The organism is Rhodanobacter sp. FW510-R10, assembly GCF_058781105.1.
This window is the reverse complement of the sequence record NZ_JBYSWL010000001.1, coordinates 2,592,566-2,606,637: the sequence shown is the minus strand read 5'-3', so window position 1 is coordinate 2,606,637 and position 14,072 is coordinate 2,592,566. Positions and strand designations below refer to the sequence as shown.

14 protein-coding genes are annotated in these 14,072 nt (G+C 64.0%); 6 read left to right on the top strand and 8 right to left on the bottom strand.

Features of this window, described 5'->3' with window-relative positions:
• Positions 1 to 37 precede the first annotated feature (37 nt).
• The 3 genes from AC3WJB_RS11305 to chrA are packed head-to-tail and all read left to right on the top strand — an operon-like array spanning position 38 to position 4,252.
• A complete protein-coding gene (locus tag AC3WJB_RS11305; RefSeq protein ID WP_492681597.1) occupies positions 38 to 2,203 on the top strand; it encodes a carbohydrate binding family 9 domain-containing protein in 2,166 nt (721 codons plus the stop codon).
• A 20-nt stretch (positions 2,204 to 2,223) separates the two neighbouring features.
• Complete coding sequence (locus tag AC3WJB_RS11300) at positions 2,224 to 2,874, top strand: superoxide dismutase (protein WP_068098893.1); 651 nt, start codon at positions 2,224 to 2,226, stop codon at positions 2,872 to 2,874.
• A gap of 7 nt (positions 2,875 to 2,881) precedes the next feature.
• Entirely contained in the window at positions 2,882 to 4,252 is a 1,371-nt protein-coding gene (gene chrA, locus AC3WJB_RS11295; RefSeq protein WP_068098891.1) for a chromate efflux transporter, read from the top strand.
• A 35-nt stretch (positions 4,253 to 4,287) separates the two neighbouring features.
• On the opposite strand, the gene AC3WJB_RS11290 is transcribed toward chrA, so the two are convergent.
• Complete coding sequence (locus AC3WJB_RS11290; RefSeq protein ID WP_068098889.1) at positions 4,288 to 5,451, bottom strand: tyrosine-type recombinase/integrase; 1,164 nt, start codon at positions 5,449 to 5,451, stop codon at positions 4,288 to 4,290.
• A gap of 168 nt (positions 5,452 to 5,619) precedes the next feature.
• Between AC3WJB_RS11290 and AC3WJB_RS11285 the strand changes: the two genes are divergently transcribed.
• Entirely contained in the window at positions 5,620 to 6,627 is a 1,008-nt protein-coding gene (locus tag AC3WJB_RS11285) for a DNA-binding protein (RefSeq protein ID WP_492681594.1), read from the top strand.
• Between the two features lie 23 nt (positions 6,628 to 6,650).
• Here AC3WJB_RS11285 and gspL read toward each other — a convergent pair whose 3' ends face one another.
• Genes gspL through gspG form a run of 6 tightly spaced genes read right to left on the bottom strand, consistent with a single transcriptional unit; the run spans position 6,651 to position 10,482 of the window.
• Positions 6,651 to 7,628 (bottom strand): type II secretion system protein GspL, encoded by a 978-nt coding sequence (gspL, locus tag AC3WJB_RS11280; protein ID WP_492681592.1) that lies wholly within the window; start codon positions 7,626 to 7,628, stop codon positions 6,651 to 6,653.
• Entirely contained in the window at positions 7,625 to 8,545 is a 921-nt protein-coding gene (gene gspK, locus AC3WJB_RS11275) for a type II secretion system minor pseudopilin GspK (protein WP_492681590.1), read from the bottom strand. The genes gspL and gspK overlap by 4 nt, the downstream gene beginning before the upstream one ends.
• Positions 8,542 to 9,141, bottom strand: coding sequence for a type II secretion system protein GspJ (locus tag AC3WJB_RS11270; RefSeq protein ID WP_492681588.1), 600 nt, complete (start codon positions 9,139 to 9,141; stop codon positions 8,542 to 8,544). The genes gspK and AC3WJB_RS11270 overlap by 4 nt, the downstream gene beginning before the upstream one ends.
• Positions 9,138 to 9,533, bottom strand: a complete 396-nt coding sequence (gene gspI / locus AC3WJB_RS11265; protein ID WP_492681586.1) for a type II secretion system minor pseudopilin GspI — start codon at positions 9,531 to 9,533, stop codon at positions 9,138 to 9,140. The genes AC3WJB_RS11270 and gspI overlap by 4 nt, the downstream gene beginning before the upstream one ends.
• Positions 9,511 to 10,032 (bottom strand): GspH/FimT family pseudopilin, encoded by a 522-nt coding sequence (locus tag AC3WJB_RS11260; RefSeq protein WP_492681584.1) that lies wholly within the window; start codon positions 10,030 to 10,032, stop codon positions 9,511 to 9,513. Before AC3WJB_RS11260 ends, gspI begins: the two co-directional genes overlap by 23 nt.
• Positions 10,033 to 10,047: 15 nt before the next feature.
• A complete protein-coding gene (gene gspG / locus AC3WJB_RS11255) occupies positions 10,048 to 10,482 on the bottom strand; it encodes a type II secretion system major pseudopilin GspG (RefSeq protein ID WP_492681582.1) in 435 nt (144 codons plus the stop codon).
• A 511-nt stretch (positions 10,483 to 10,993) separates the two neighbouring features.
• Here gspG and AC3WJB_RS11250 point away from each other — a divergent pair.
• Complete coding sequence (locus AC3WJB_RS11250) at positions 10,994 to 12,595, top strand: Ig-like domain-containing protein (RefSeq protein WP_492681580.1); 1,602 nt, start codon at positions 10,994 to 10,996, stop codon at positions 12,593 to 12,595.
• 96 nt (positions 12,596 to 12,691) lie between these two features.
• Positions 12,692 to 13,183 (top strand): hotdog fold domain-containing protein, encoded by a 492-nt coding sequence (locus tag AC3WJB_RS11245; RefSeq protein ID WP_492681578.1) that lies wholly within the window; start codon positions 12,692 to 12,694, stop codon positions 13,181 to 13,183.
• A 63-nt stretch (positions 13,184 to 13,246) separates the two neighbouring features.
• On the opposite strand, the gene AC3WJB_RS11240 is transcribed toward AC3WJB_RS11245, so the two are convergent.
• Positions 13,247 to 13,972 carry an RNA polymerase sigma factor gene (locus tag AC3WJB_RS11240; RefSeq protein WP_492681576.1) on the bottom strand — a complete coding sequence of 242 codons (726 nt, stop codon included), beginning with the start codon at positions 13,970 to 13,972 and terminating at the stop codon, positions 13,247 to 13,249.
• Positions 13,973 to 14,072 lie beyond the last annotated feature (100 nt).

Sequence of the window (14,072 nt, the reverse complement as noted above, 5' to 3'; positions counted from 1 at the left end):
CTGGTATGCCAGCCAACGTGTAGGCGGATCGACACTGATGTTCCTTGCTTTGTTGTCGCCGAATGTACGTGCGGCGATCGGGGCAGATCACATCATCGTGCCGCCCGAGGTCAGCGTCTTACCGGTACGTAACACCCTCATGGATGCGCTGCCCGGCGATTCGGACTGGGCACAGTCGGCGGGGATCGAACTCACGCAACAAGATCCGCGTCCGGGCCTACCGACGCCCTACCGCACGACGGTGCGGGTGCTGAAGGATCGCACGCATCTGTATCTGTGGATCGACAGCGTCGATCCGGAGTTTGGCAAGCGTTCCGTGCACACGCTGGAGCGCGACAGCGACCAGACCAACGACGATCACGTCACGGTGGTGCTGGACACCTTCGGCAACCACCGGGTCGGCTACGTGTTTCAGGTCAATGCGGGTGGCGCGCGGACCGATGGATTGATCTCTCCCGCATCGCCGGACCCGAACTATGACTGGGATGGGATCTGGCGGGCGAAGGTTCGGCAAACGGCGGACGGCTGGCGCGCCGAGATCGCGATCGACACACGCAGTCTGCAATTTCGCAAGGGTCTGGATCGCTGGGGTCTCAATGTGCAGCGTTACGTGCCGCGTGCCCAGCTCAGCCTGCAATGGGCCAGCATCACTCTCAACAGTTTGATCTTCGATCTTTCCCGCATGGGCGTCCTGAACGGGACCCGCGGCCTTGAACAGGGTCATGGCCTGGAAGTATCGCCCTACGTGCTGATGAATCACGACAGCCTCGGTAACCGCCAATCGGCACAAATCGGCGGCGATGTGCGCTACAACCTGACCCCCGAACTGGCGGCCATCGTCACGGTCAATCCCGACTTCGCCGAGGCCGAGGCCGATGCCCAGCAAATCAACCTGACCCGTTTTTCCTTGTCGCTGCCGGAGAAGCGCCGCTTCTTCCTGGAAGGCTCGAACCAGTTCAACTTTGCCGCCGGACTCAGCCAGACTGGTGACCTCACCAGCACGTTCATTCCGTTTTACTCGCGTCGCGTCGGCCTGCTGAACGGCGAAACGGTGCGCCTGGACGAAGGCGTCAAGCTTATCGGCCAAACCGGCCCGTGGTCGATCGGTGCGCTGGATGTGCAAACCGGCCCGTCGGGCCTCGATGGCCGCCCGATCAACTTGTTCGTCGGGCGCCTGACCTACGACGTCGATGACCATTTGCGCGTCGGTACGCTGGTGACACGCGGCGATCCGACCGGACAGACCCATAATCTCTTTGCGGGCGTCGATGCGGTCTGGCATACGGCCACCTTTCGTGGCGACAAGAACCTGACGCTTTCGGGTTGGGCGGCGCGTACGCAAGACGATGGTCTGCAAGGACGGCATTCGGGTTGGGGCGTCTACGCGCAGTACCCCAATGACCTGTGGAACTGGAATGCCAGCGTCAATGTGTTCGGTGATGCTCTCAACCCGGCGTTGGGTTTCCTGCCACGCCCGGGCACGCACCAGTACGACGTGTATATCGACTACCGGCCGCGTCCCACCAGCGACGCACTCAACTGGGCGCGACAGTTTTTCTACCAATTCGAAGTGCAGCAGATCGACGACCTGCATGGCACCACGCAGACCCGGCGCATTTTCACCGCCCCGTTCAATGTCGACGCCGAATCCGGCGAGCACTACGAGTTCGACTGGATTCCGGATTACGAGGCGCTGACCGAACCGTTCGAGATCGTCGATGGCGTGACCTTGCCGGCGGGCCGCTACCACTTCAATCGCTATCGTGTCGAAACGCAATCGTCCGATGCGCGGCCGTGGCGCATCGGCAGCGTGGTGGAACTGGGCGACTTCTACGGCGGACGGCTGACGCAATACATGCCGTTCGTGGATTGGACGGCACGGGAAGGAAAACTACGCTTCGAGTTGCAGAATGAAACGGATGTCGGTCGCTTGCCGCAAGGCCGGTTCATCCAGCGGCTCTACCAACTCAAGCTGAGTTACTCCTTCAGCCCCGACCTCATCGTGTCCAGCTTTACCCAGTACGACTCGGGACAAGGCCATGTCGGCCTCAACGCGCGTCTGCACTGGATCGTCGCACCCGGGCGGGATTTCTATCTGGTCTTCAATCACGGGGTGGAAACCTCGCCGACCAATCCGATCGCACGCTACGCGCCCATCTCGAACGCCGTGATTGCCAAGTTGCGCTGGGACTTTCGTTCGTAATACACGCAAGAGGTATCGCCATGTCCGATTCCACGTCGCCCGCCTTTGCGGGCCAGCATGTACTGCAACCGCTGCCCTTCGATCCGCGCGCGCTTATCGGTCTCTCGGAGCGGTTGATCGTCTCGCATCACGAGAACAATTACGGTGGGGCGGTGCGCAACCTCAATACCCTGGAGAAGCAGCTGGCGCAGGTCAGCAAGGACACGCCTGCGTTTGTCGTCGGCGGCCTGCGCCAGCACGAGCTGATGTATCGCAACTCGATGACGTTGCACGAAGCGTATTTCGGCAACCTGGGGGGCGATGGTCGCGCTACCGGCGATATCGCTGCGGCCATCTCGGCCACGTACGGCGGCATGGATGCCTGGGAAACCCATTTCCGCCTTACCGGCGCGAGCCTTGGCGGCGGTAGTGGCTGGGTGATCCTGGCGTTCGAACTGATGACCGGTGAGCTGCGCACGGTCTGGTCGGGCCACCACACACAGATACTCGCGACCGCGTTGCCTCTGCTGGTCATGGACATGTACGAGCACTCCTACCAGATGGACTATGGTGCGGCGGCGCTGAAATACATCGACGCATTCCTTGCCAACGTCCAGTGGAACGAGGTCGATCGCCGCTTCGGGCAGGCTCAGGCGCTGCATCGCGCCCTTGCCGAAGTGGCACGCTCGTGAGAAGGCCATGACCGTCACCACACCGCCGCAGTATGTCAGCCTCGCACAGGCCACCCGGGTATGGGCGAAGATCGGCTGGCTGAGCTTCGGTGGCCCGGCCGGCCAGATCGCCGTGATGCACCGCGAACTGGTCGAACAGCGACGCTGGATCAGCGAGCCGAGGTTCCTGCATGCCCTCAACTACTGCATGTTGCTGCCGGGTCCCGAGGCGGCCCAACTGGCCATCTATATCGGCTGGCTATTGCATCGCACGGTCGGTGGTCTTATCGCCGGCTGCCTGTTCGTGCTCCCCGGCGTACTAGTGCTGTCCGGCCTGAGTGTGCTGTATGCCTTCGTGGGCCAGGTGGCGATGGTGGTGGCTGTCTTCTTCGGATTGAAGGCCGCGGTGTTGGCGGTAGTCGTTGAAGCAGTGCTTCGCATCGCGCGACGCGCCCTGAAAGGTCACTTCTTCGTCGGCATCGCGGCTGCGGCCTTCCTGGCCATTCACGTGTTCCGGCTGTCGTTCCCGTTGATCATCGCAGGAGCGGCGGTGTTGGGCATCGGGGCGCGGCGGTGGTTCCCACAGTGGTTCCCGGCCGAAGCCACGGCCGCGGAGCTGGCCGGTGATGGTTACCTGATCGACCAGTTGATGCTGCGCGGCGAATTGGTCCATACCAAGCCGTCACGAACACGAGCGTTGCGCACGGCCGGGATCGGCCTGGCGCTGTGGGCTGCGCCGGTGCTGGCCGTCGTGATCCTGTTTGGTCACACCAGCGTGCTCGCCCGCGAGGGTTTGCTCTTCAGCGAAACCGCCGTGGTGACCTTCGGCGGGGCCTATGCGGTGCTGGCCTACGTCGCCCAGCGTGTGGTGACCGACTACGGTTGGCTGTCGCCAGCGCAGATGCTCGACGGGCTGGCACTGGCGGAAACCACGCCGGGGCCACTGATCATGGTGGTGCAATTCGTGGCTTTCATGGCGGCGTTCCAGCACCAGAGCGGCATGTCTCCCTGGGTTGCCGGCATGCTCGGCTCGCTGCTGACCGTCTGGGTGATCTTCGTGCCGTGCTTCTTGTTTATCTTCCTCGGTGGTCCCTACATTGAGGCGCTGCGTGGGAACCGGGTACTGAATTCGGCGCTGAGTGCCGTGACGGCCGCCGTGGTGGGTGTGGTGCTGAACCTGTCGGTGTGGTTTGCGGAGCACACCATCTTCGGCACTGTGCGAACGCTGAATGCCGGGCCTATTCACCTCGATTTGCCTCAGCTGTCCACGCTAAACCCCGCCGCCTTGGTGCTTGCCGCCGGAGCCATGATCGCCATGCTTCGCTACCGCGTCGGCATGGCATGGACGCTCGGCGTCTGTGGCTGCCTTGGGGCGGCACTCCGGCTGATCCAAGGTTGATTATATGTGCGGATGAGGTAGGCCCTGGGGATCAGTCATAGGACGTCTCCTTGGGATGCCGTTGCCTCCTGGCGCGTTTTTGTGGTGCTGGCATGCCGTGCATCCTCTTCGGCGTGAATGTAGATCGACGTGGTGCCAATGGAACTGTGGCGCAGGTTCTGCTGGATGTGATGAATCGGGGTGCCGTCCTCGGCCTGATGCGTGGCGGCTGTGTGCCGTAACCAATGTGTTGATGCCCGCCGCACACGCGTGGCTTTGGCACCATCCTCCTTTTGCAGCGTCTCGGCCACGCGCCGAAAGGCGCCCTTGACGATCTGGTAAACCGAGGTGGACGTCAACGGGAAAGGCCTTCCGGCGATACCCAGAATGACGGGAGTTTTGCCGTCGCCGGCAGGTGCGGATGGCAGCCCATAAAAGCGCCGGTAACGTGCGAAATCCTCCATGAGCCCATCGCTGAGGGGAATCGTGCCCTCGACGCCGCCTTTGCCCACGATGCGCAGCCACCACCGTCCGCGGATATGTTGGAAGTCACTTTCGCTGGCGGCCGCCGCTTCGGCGGCTCGCAGTGCGGTTTCATAGAGGAAGCGAAGGATCCACCGAACGCGTTCGTAGCGCTGCCTTTCCCGTGCGGTTGTCTGTGGCCAGCCGTCGACGATGCGTAGGACTTCCTCCCAGAGGATACGATCGAGGTAGCGTTCGATCGTGCGACGGGTTCCGCGTCTTGCCCGTCGTCGCTGCAACACAAACGGACTGCCGGCGAGATAGCCGGCGCGCACGAGGTAGTTGAACAGTCCGGCAAGAATGCCGAGCGCCTGACGCCGGCTACGTTCGGCCAATGGACCGACAAACAATCGTCGATGCTCGCCGTGACGCGCCAGGCCGGCGTCGCACCAGGTAGTGGGTGGCTCGGCCAGGAAGGCTTCGTAGGCGATCACGTCCTCGCGAGTAAGGCTCGACACCGGCTTGTTACGTAACTGGGTGGCCCAGAGCACCAACCGCGTGGCCTCCTTGCGGTAGCTGCGGAAGGTATGCGGCGAGTCGTGATATTCCGCCAGCCACAGACCGATCGCGGCCACATCGTCATCGGCCGCGATTTGGCGCACCACGCTCGTCGGCGCGCGATTGGTGCCGACGCATCCAGACAGGGCGGGTGAAAGGGTATGGGGCAGCGCCACAAGGCTCAAGTCGGGCTCAGTCATGCTTTCCGATGTCCGGCATCGCGGGAAAAGCAGCGTACTGCCAAAAGACTTTCGATTATAGGAGTTATCGTAAATTTCTTGATTTAATCATTACGTATATAACGTAATACTATGATATACATTCTCTTATCCTTCGAAATTGACCCTCCGAGCGACTGGGAATTTGCCATGAGCCGTGTCAGCGATACCCGTCAGCGTACCCGTGAAGCCGCCGCCCAACTCGTTGCCGGTGCGAAGCGGCCGCACGAAATCACCGTCGACCAGATCTACGCCGTCATCCAGCAAGGCAGCCGTACGACGATCAATGACGAGCTGAAGCAGTGGAAGGACGAACGTACGAAGGCCGATGCGCTCGGTGCTGATCTCCCGGCTGCTGTGGCCGACGCCATGCGTGCCCTGTGGGTGGTGGCCGTCGAACAGGGCGAGGTGGTGTTCGCCGAACAGCGGAGCACTTTGGAAGCTGCCGTGGCAGATGCGGAGCAGCAGCACGCTACGGTTACGCAGGCGCGCGACGACGCATTGGCGACCTCAACGACACTGACCGAACAGTGCGAAACACTTCGACAGCAGATCACCACGCTGCAAACGCGAGTGGAGTTCGAGGCCACCGCGAAGAATCAAGCGCTTCAGGATGGCCAGGCACTGCAGCAGAAACTCATCGCACTCCAGACCGACACCGCCGAACAGATCGAACGCATCCGTCAAGCGCAAACTGACCAGGCCGAAGAATTCCAAGCCGTGATTGCGAGCCGGGATGCGGCTTTTCAGGTCGAACGTGATACAGCGAACGAGCGGCTGGAGGCCGCCCAAGCCCGCATGCTGCAGGAGATCGATACAGCTCGCGAAGGCCAGTGGCGCGCAGAACAGCAGATGGTCAAAACGCGAGAACGACTGGAGCGACAACAAGCCAGTTTGGCGGAGCTGCGCACCGAAGCAGGACATCACCGTCGTGAACTGGCCGAGCGTGATACCCGCTTGGGGGCATTGGCCGCGGCTGTCGCGGATCGCGATCGCATGGCCATCGAACTGGCCGCAGCTCGCGGGCAATTGGAAGGTTTGGGAACGGCGATGCAGTCGCTCGAAACTCGGGCTATCACCGCCGAGTCGCGTATCAGTACGCTGCTGGACGAACGGAAGTCGCCAGCAACGCCTCGGAAGAAACAGGGCAAGAAGTGAGACGCGTAAGCCTTGTTTGAGGCTTATGACCCAATTTTACCCTTATCCGGGCACGACCCCTGCGTGAGTTGCCGACGCGTCTGCAGCACCGGATCCGCCACCGCCACGGCAGTCGGGAACAAGGCGCGGAAGCGCGTCTCCATCTGCTGGCGCAACTGCTGTTGCTCGTTTGCCAGGCGCAGGCGATCGGCCAGCAGTGCCGTCGAGTGCAGCACCAGGGCCGCGAGGAAAATCCAGCCAACCGGCCGCCAGCGCGAGAGCGTCGCCGAAGACGGGCGCCAGTGCCAGCGTGGCGAATCAAGCTGGATCCCGGCTGGTGCCGGTGCCTTTCGCCAGTCCTGCTGCTGCACAAGCCGGATGCTGATGCCCAGACTCTGCTGCCATGCCGTGATATCCGGCTGCGCCGACGATGCCGTCACAAATAGGGCGAGCGCGGTGGGTGACGCGCCACGTGTCCGCGCCGCATCGAGCAGCAAGTGCAAGGCCAATGGCGGTGTCTGTGGATTGCCGCAGTCGGTCGCGCCGCCCTCGAACTCGCCGGTGCGCACGAAGCCTTCCTGCCCGTTCCAGGCGAGGCTCCACTCTCTACTGCGCAGGGGCAAGAGCAACGTGGCGCCATACACGGCGTCGACCTGGATGCCGGCGGTAGCCAACGCGTCGCGCCAGGCCTGCAGGTGCTGCCGGTTCACCACCGCCAGCACGTCATCGCCATCGACCTGACCGAGCTGACTCGCCCGGTTGACGTCCGGATCGGATGCCAACCGCTCCTCGGCGGCATAGGCCAGCAGTGCGGCGGAGCGGCGCCGGCCGGCTGGCGGCAGTCGCGTCCGCGTGAGCAGCACCTGGCTGGCGGCGAGCACCAATTCAACCCGGGCGGCACCGGGCGGCAGTCGCGCCGGCATGCCCTCGCCCACCTGGACGTCACCGGCATCCTCGAACAGCAGCCACTGGCACGCCGTGGGCGGCGCCGACAACGGACAGAAGATGCGCAGCGTGCTCATCGCAGCTGCCGCCACACGACATCCGGCCAGCGCGCCGGACCCATCCGCGCCAGCAGGAATGTGCCGCGTGCCTGCGCCTTGCCGTAAGTCACGCGCAGCGTCACCAGGAAATAGTCACTGCCGACGCGGACGTCCCGCTCCGGCACGTTGGCGCCCACGCCGAGCTGGCCCGAGAAATCGCCCGTGTTGCGATAGAACGTGCCAGCGCGATGGGCAACCAGGCTCCGCGCCGCATCCAGGTCCAGGCCATCGACAACGGCCGCGAGCACCTCCGCCGGCGCGGTGTTCACGTTGATGGCCGTGATGCCCGGCAGCGCCGTCACGAACGGTGCAAGACGCGCGCGCACGCCAGCATCGAATCCACGCACCAGGGCCAGCGTGCCGGTGTCAACCAAGGGTCGATCGGCAGCGAGATGGGGCCTGTCGAGCGCGCGGTAGTAGGCGTCCTCGGCACCACCGTCCGGTTGCACCACATCGTCGGCATCGATCCAGTCTCCGAGCGTCGCGGCCAACTGTGCCGGCAGGCCGAGGATCGCCAGCAGGCGCTGGAAACGCGCGTACTGCGTGACGTCGAGCTTGCCGTTGCGCACCAGGTTGTTGAGATTGAACAGGCCCTGCTGATCCTCAATACGGCCGACGAGCTCCCCGTTCTCGAAGGGTATCGGCGGCAAGCGCAGCGCCCACGGCTCCCCGGCGTGGTCGACCTCGCCACTGGCTTGGCGATCATCGAAGAGCAGCGCGCGTGCCCAGTCACCGCCGGCCATGACCAGTTCCTGCGCCTGGACATGCTCGGCAACCAGGCTGGCCTGGCGCGACCACGTGCTCAATGCGACGAGCATTGCCGTGGCCGCTACCGCGGCGAACGCCGTGATCGCCATCGCCAGCAGCAGCGCCGCGCCGTGCTCGCCGGGCCTCATGAGCGCAGCGCGAACACGCGCACCACGGTTTCGCCGGAGTTGAACTGCACCAGCAAGCGCACGGCCAACGGCAGCGGTGGATCACTCGGCACCACCGGCCAGGTCCGGTTCCAGGTCAGCGCCGGACCGAGGTATTGCAGATTGAACCGCAGCACGTCGCTGAGCACCACGTACCGGGTGGGCGGGGTGTCGGCCGGGAGGTCGAGTCCCGGCCAGATCCACAACTCGATCTGCCGCGTGGCATTGATGCCGTAGCCGATACGGTGTGGCGCGTCGACGCCGCCTGCCGCAGCGTACCGGCTGAATTCCACCAGCGGTAACTGCCTTGTAGCGGGGCGGCCCAGCCAAGCCGGCGCGGTAGCCGCACCGTCGCGCACCGGGCGCGGTGCGGCGAGCGCCACATCGCGCTCGAAACGCATGAAGAACGCCTCGGCCTGTCGCCACTGCGCCGATTCCGCCGCGATACGGTCGCGTGACGCCATGATCACGCCGAGCCCGCGATAGGCCATCAGCGTGAGCAGCGAAAGCACGAGCAGCGCCGACAGCAGCTCGATCAGCGTGAACCCGCGGGCATGCCAGGCACGGCTGAGCTTCATCCGCCACCCCCCGCCGGCTGCACGATGAAACCCGCGACATGCGCGAGGAAGTGGGCAGGCTGCGTCGGTTCGAAGACATAGACGTCGATGCGGCGGAATACCGGGCTCGGCGTCGCCGAGACGACTTCACGCCAGCCGAACGCGAGGTTGCCCTCGCGTTCGGCGCCGGTCAGCACACCCACGCCGAGCCAATCGCCGCGAGCGTGGTGTTCGGCGAGACGATCGGCCGCGATCCAGCCGGCCAGCAACCGCGCATGCAGTTCACCGACGTGGTTCGTGCCTTGCGTGGCCACGCGCAGCGCGGCCAGCAGGGACACCGCGACGATCGTCATGGCGACGAGCGCCTCGACCAGGGTGAACCCGGCCGCGCTACGGTGCCGGCATGTCGGCATAGGTCTTCCCCGCCCCCGGCGCCATGCGCAAGTCGCCGAGCGGAGAGGCGGCGATCGCATAGCGTTCATTGCCCAGTGACAGCTCGAGCGAGAATGCCGATGTTGCCTCATCCGCGCCGAGCTCCAGGCGCAACATGGGTTGGGCGCGCCCGGCTTCGTCGCGCAACCCGGCGATCACCATACCGCGCGGCAAGCTGCGTGCGCGCAGCACGTCGTCGTCGAGGATCTGTGACCACACGCCGGCATCGCGCTCGCGCCAGAATGCATAGCCGATGCCGTTGGATGTCCAGACGACGCTTCGGCCGGTCAGGCGCGCTTCCTGTGTGGCCAGTTCCAGAAGTTGCGCCAGTCGCGTGGCTTCGACGCGCAACTGGTCGCGCTCGCCCGGTTGCATCCTGGTGCTGATGGTCGCCACCAGGATGCCCATGATCAGCACCACGACCAGCATCTCCAGCAGCGTGAAACCCCACAGGTTCTGGCGGATGACGGTTTCATGCATTGGCGCGGACCTTCCTCACTGCATCCACGAGCCGACGTCGGCATCATTGCCCTCGCCACCGGGCGCGCCGTCGGCGCCGAAACCGTAGACGTCGATCTCTCCGTGCACGCCCGGGTTCAGGTACTGGTAGAGATGGCCCCAGGGATCCTTGGGCAGGTGGTTGATGTAGCCGCCCGGCTTCCAGTTCGGCGGGATCGGCTCGGTCTCAGGCTGGATCACCAGTGCCTGCAGCCCCTGTTCGGTGGTCGGATAGCGCTGGTTGTCCAGTCGGTACAACTGCAGCGCCTGCTGCAGGCTGGCGATATCCTGCCGCGCCGCCGTCACGCGCGCCTCGTCCGGACGGCTCATCACCTTCGGCACGACCAGGGCCGCGAGGATGCCGAGGATGACTACCACCACCATCAATTCCAGCAGGGTGAAACCATGTTGAGCTGACGCACGGACTGGCATGACGGGTCACCCTGACAGTTTTGACGGGATACGAAACAGCCGTCCAGCCGTCTCGTGCGTACTGGCGACCACGCGGCGCATTGCCCGGGCGCGGAGGCGATTCGTCGGCACCAACGGCGCAGCGCTGGGCGGGTTGTCACTGGTGCATCGACGTCAGAGGTGAGATGCAGTTGGTCGCCCGCAGGTTCCGCCGGAGTTGCGTACCCACGTCGGCGCGCCTGCCGATGCTCGATGGACCGCGATCCACGCGTGTCGACAAAGTCGATTGCCGGGAACCTTCTGTCGGTCGCTGCGTCGGTTGGTGGACGAGGGTGATGTCCCGCGCTTGGCTGGATACGTTGCAGGCGTCTCGTCTGGGCGACAACCCGCGGGTACATCGGTACGTCAAGAGAATTCCAGGGCGTCAGCGCAAATCGCTGGCATGGGGTACTGCGGCCGTCAAACACCGGTAGGCAGTGCAGCGGGGATGACTGATTGCATTCATCGAGGAGGCGTACCAATGAGCAGGTCCATGCGTAGGAAGTATTTGCCGACAGCCCTGTGCGTCGCGCTAGGCGTCGGCCTTGCCGGTTGTGGCGGTTCGGGTCATGGCGACAACACGTCGACGATGCCTCCACCGCCGCCGCCGGCGCCAGCTCCAACCGTGGTGTCCACCACTCCGGTCGACGCCGCCACCGGAGTGCTGAATACCGCAGAGGTCAGTGTCACATTCGACCAGGCGATCGATCCGGCGACGCTGAAGAACGCCAATTTCAGCGTGAACTGTCCGGCCGACGCGGAGCCGTTCGGCTCCGTCGTCTATGACGCGGCGACGAAGAAAGCCACGTTCGTACGCATCACCGAAACACCGACCAACCTGCCACAGTCCGAGGTCGCCGAGCCCATGGCGGCGAACGTCACCTGCACGGCGACGATCACCACTGGCGTCAAGAGCACCGCAGGCGTTGCGCTGGCCAAGGATTTCGTCTGGACGTTTTCCACCGTGACCGACACGGCGTTCCTCGATCAGGGCCAGCAGATCTTCCGTTTCGACACCTTTGGCGACGAAACGACCTGGACCGACGCGCTGCACATGAACGACGTCATCGCCGCCGCCGTCGATCCGACCACCGCGCTGGCCGTCGGCCTGAAGGTGGACATGGATGCGCTGCCGCCCGCCGTGGTGGCCGGTATCCAGGACGGCAGCATCAGCCTGACTGACCCACAAACCACGTTGGCGCTGATCGGCCTGAATGCGGTGGTCGGCATCAAGGGCACGGTGGAAACCGCCGGTGGCAAGAGCACCCTGACCCGGGTTGGAATTACCTGTGCACTGTGTCATTCCACGGTTGACAATGCGTTTGCCAAGGGTATTGGCCATCGCCTGGACGGCTGGCCCAACCGCGACCTGAATCCGGGCGCGATCATTGCCCTGTCGCCGGCACTGAGCGCGGAGAAGAAGGCCGTCTACAACTCCTGGGGCCCGGGCCTGTACGACCCACGCTTCAATGTCGACGGCCTGAACGGCCCAGCGGTGATACCGCCTGCGTTTGGCCTGCAGGACATCCACAAGATCATCTTCACCGGCGATGGTGACGACCTTGCTTACTGGAACCGCTATGTCAGCGTGATCCAGATGGGCGGGCACGGCAATTTCACCGATGCACGCCTTGGCGCGGATGGTGTCGACATCACCAACGGGACCGATGACCTGGTCACCGCGAAGTTGCCGGCGCTACAGGCCTACCAGTTGTCGATTGCGGCACCACCGCCGCCGGCTGGCAGTTTCGACACTGCCGCTGCTGCACGCGGCAAGGTGCTGTTCGACGGCAAGGCGGGATGCGCGTCGTGCCATAGCGGTCCGCAGTTCACCGACGCCAATGAGCGCCTGCACGACGTGGCCGAACTGCCGAGCGAGCCCGAGGCTGCGGGTGTGCCGAGCTACGTGTCGCGTAGCGCCACCAAGAAGTACCGCACCAGCCCACTGAAAGGCGTCTGGCAGCATCCGCCGTATTTCCACAACGGTTCGGCGGCCACACTCGTGGACGTGGTGATGAAGTACAACGCGAAGCAATCACTCGGGCTGAGCAGTACCGAGATCGCCGACATCGCGCAGTACTTGAAGTCGCTGTAGGTCGGATGCAATCAACCCAGGTGTGGGGAAGCGGCGCCGCGACGACCAGGGACAGGTCGTCGCGGCTTTCGCTCGCGCGCGGGTCAATCGAGGACCGTGAGTGAACCGCAGTACTTTGGATATTTGGGACATCTTGGCCGACAAGCCGGGTGGCAAATGGGTTTTCTCCCGCTTGCTTTGCTTCAAGGCGCCTTATACTTCGGCAGTATTGGTCCCCGCTTCGAGGCATTACGGCCCGGCTTCTGTCAGGTCGCCATCAGGAAGCGCCGCGCTGTCTTGAACCACCTCGGATCGGTGCATGCCATTGCCATGTGCAACATGGCGGAGCTGGCAGGCGGCACCATGATGGAAGTGACGGTCCCACCTACGCACCGGTGGATTCCAAAAGGCATGACGGTGCAATACCTGGAAATGGCGAAATCAGACCTGGTAGCGACCGCTACGCCCAGAACGCGGCTTGATGTGTCAGAGGCCAACGAGTTCCAGGTGGACGTGGCAGTGCGGGATGAACACGGCCAAACAGTCTTCGCTGCGGCGATTGCCATGTGGATAACGCCACGCAAGGATTACTTGCGTGCAACCAGATAAAGCGTCCAAGCGGACGTGATAGTTCCAGCGCTCCAAGAGGCGTGAGAAGTGTATCGAATGTCCCTATGCTTCATGACCGAGCGGCGTCTCGGCCGCAAGCCGAGCCATCAATGTGTCAGTCAGGCGCGCGCAACGCGCTCCCAGGAATGGGAAGGTACCGTTGAGCACGTTGCTGAGCGTCCGCCCCAGCGACTTGCGCAGCAGACGTCGCGCCCGATGCAGCCGTGTCTTGACGGTCTGTGGCTTGATTGCCAGGCGCGCCGCCGTGGCCTCTACGCTGAACTCTTCGACCTCGCGCAACAGGTACACGCTGCGGTAGACCGCCGGCAGCTCGTCGATCGCACGTTGTAGCAGTCGACGGATTTCCGCATGCGCCGCCAGCGCCGCAGGATCGCCGCCAGCAATCACCGCATGCGCATTCTCAACCCAGTATGGATCCAGCACCGCTGGATCGACCTGATCCAGGCCGACCATGGAGTGGCGCTGGCGCAACTGGCTGCGCGCAGCGTTGAGCAGGATGCTGGTCAACCACGTGCGCAATGGCGCCTCGCCGCGAAACGTGGCGATGTTGCGATACGCGCGCACGAAGGTTTCTTGGACCAGATCCTCGGCGTCGGCATCGTCGTTGAATACGCCGCGCGCGATGCGATACAGGTATCGCCCGTAGCGTTGCACGATATGGCGGAATGCTTCGCGCTCGCCGCGTTGGACCAGGTCGGTCAGTGCGGCATCGTCCAGTGCGGTGTAACCGACCGGTACGGTATCGGCAGGCGGAGGGTGCCCGTGCATGAGTACATGGATGCAACCGGCGCTCTGATGGTTCCGGAACCCCGCGGGAGGCGTGTACGGCAACGCCATCACGCGGCGCCCCTGCCACCGCCCATGCCCC

What these genes read in the sequence shown, in the direction of transcription:
- AC3WJB_RS11305 (WP_492681597.1), top strand. Translation starts at nt 38, where the DNA reads ATGTTCCTTGCTTTGTTGTCGCCGAATGTACGTGCGGCGATCGGGGCA.
- AC3WJB_RS11300 (WP_068098893.1), top strand. Translation starts at nt 2,224, where the DNA reads ATGTCCGATTCCACGTCGCCCGCCTTTGCGGGCCAGCATGTACTGCAA.
- chrA (WP_068098891.1), top strand. Translation starts at nt 2,882, where the DNA reads ATGACCGTCACCACACCGCCGCAGTATGTCAGCCTCGCACAGGCCACC.
- AC3WJB_RS11290 (WP_068098889.1), bottom strand. Translation starts at nt 5,451, where the DNA reads ATGACTGAGCCCGACTTGAGCCTTGTGGCGCTGCCCCATACCCTTTCA.
- AC3WJB_RS11285 (WP_492681594.1), top strand. Translation starts at nt 5,620, where the DNA reads ATGAGCCGTGTCAGCGATACCCGTCAGCGTACCCGTGAAGCCGCCGCC.
- gspL (WP_492681592.1), bottom strand. Translation starts at nt 7,628, where the DNA reads ATGAGCACGCTGCGCATCTTCTGTCCGTTGTCGGCGCCGCCCACGGCG.
- gspK (WP_492681590.1), bottom strand. Translation starts at nt 8,545, where the DNA reads ATGAGGCCCGGCGAGCACGGCGCGGCGCTGCTGCTGGCGATGGCGATC.
- AC3WJB_RS11270 (WP_492681588.1), bottom strand. Translation starts at nt 9,141, where the DNA reads ATGAAGCTCAGCCGTGCCTGGCATGCCCGCGGGTTCACGCTGATCGAG.
- gspI (WP_492681586.1), bottom strand. Translation starts at nt 9,533, where the DNA reads ATGCCGACATGCCGGCACCGTAGCGCGGCCGGGTTCACCCTGGTCGAG.
- AC3WJB_RS11260 (WP_492681584.1), bottom strand. Translation starts at nt 10,032, where the DNA reads ATGCATGAAACCGTCATCCGCCAGAACCTGTGGGGTTTCACGCTGCTG.
- gspG (WP_492681582.1), bottom strand. Translation starts at nt 10,482, where the DNA reads ATGCCAGTCCGTGCGTCAGCTCAACATGGTTTCACCCTGCTGGAATTG.
- AC3WJB_RS11250 (WP_492681580.1), top strand. Translation starts at nt 10,994, where the DNA reads ATGCGTAGGAAGTATTTGCCGACAGCCCTGTGCGTCGCGCTAGGCGTC.
- AC3WJB_RS11240 (WP_492681576.1), bottom strand. Translation starts at nt 13,972, where the DNA reads ATGCACGGGCACCCTCCGCCTGCCGATACCGTACCGGTCGGTTACACC.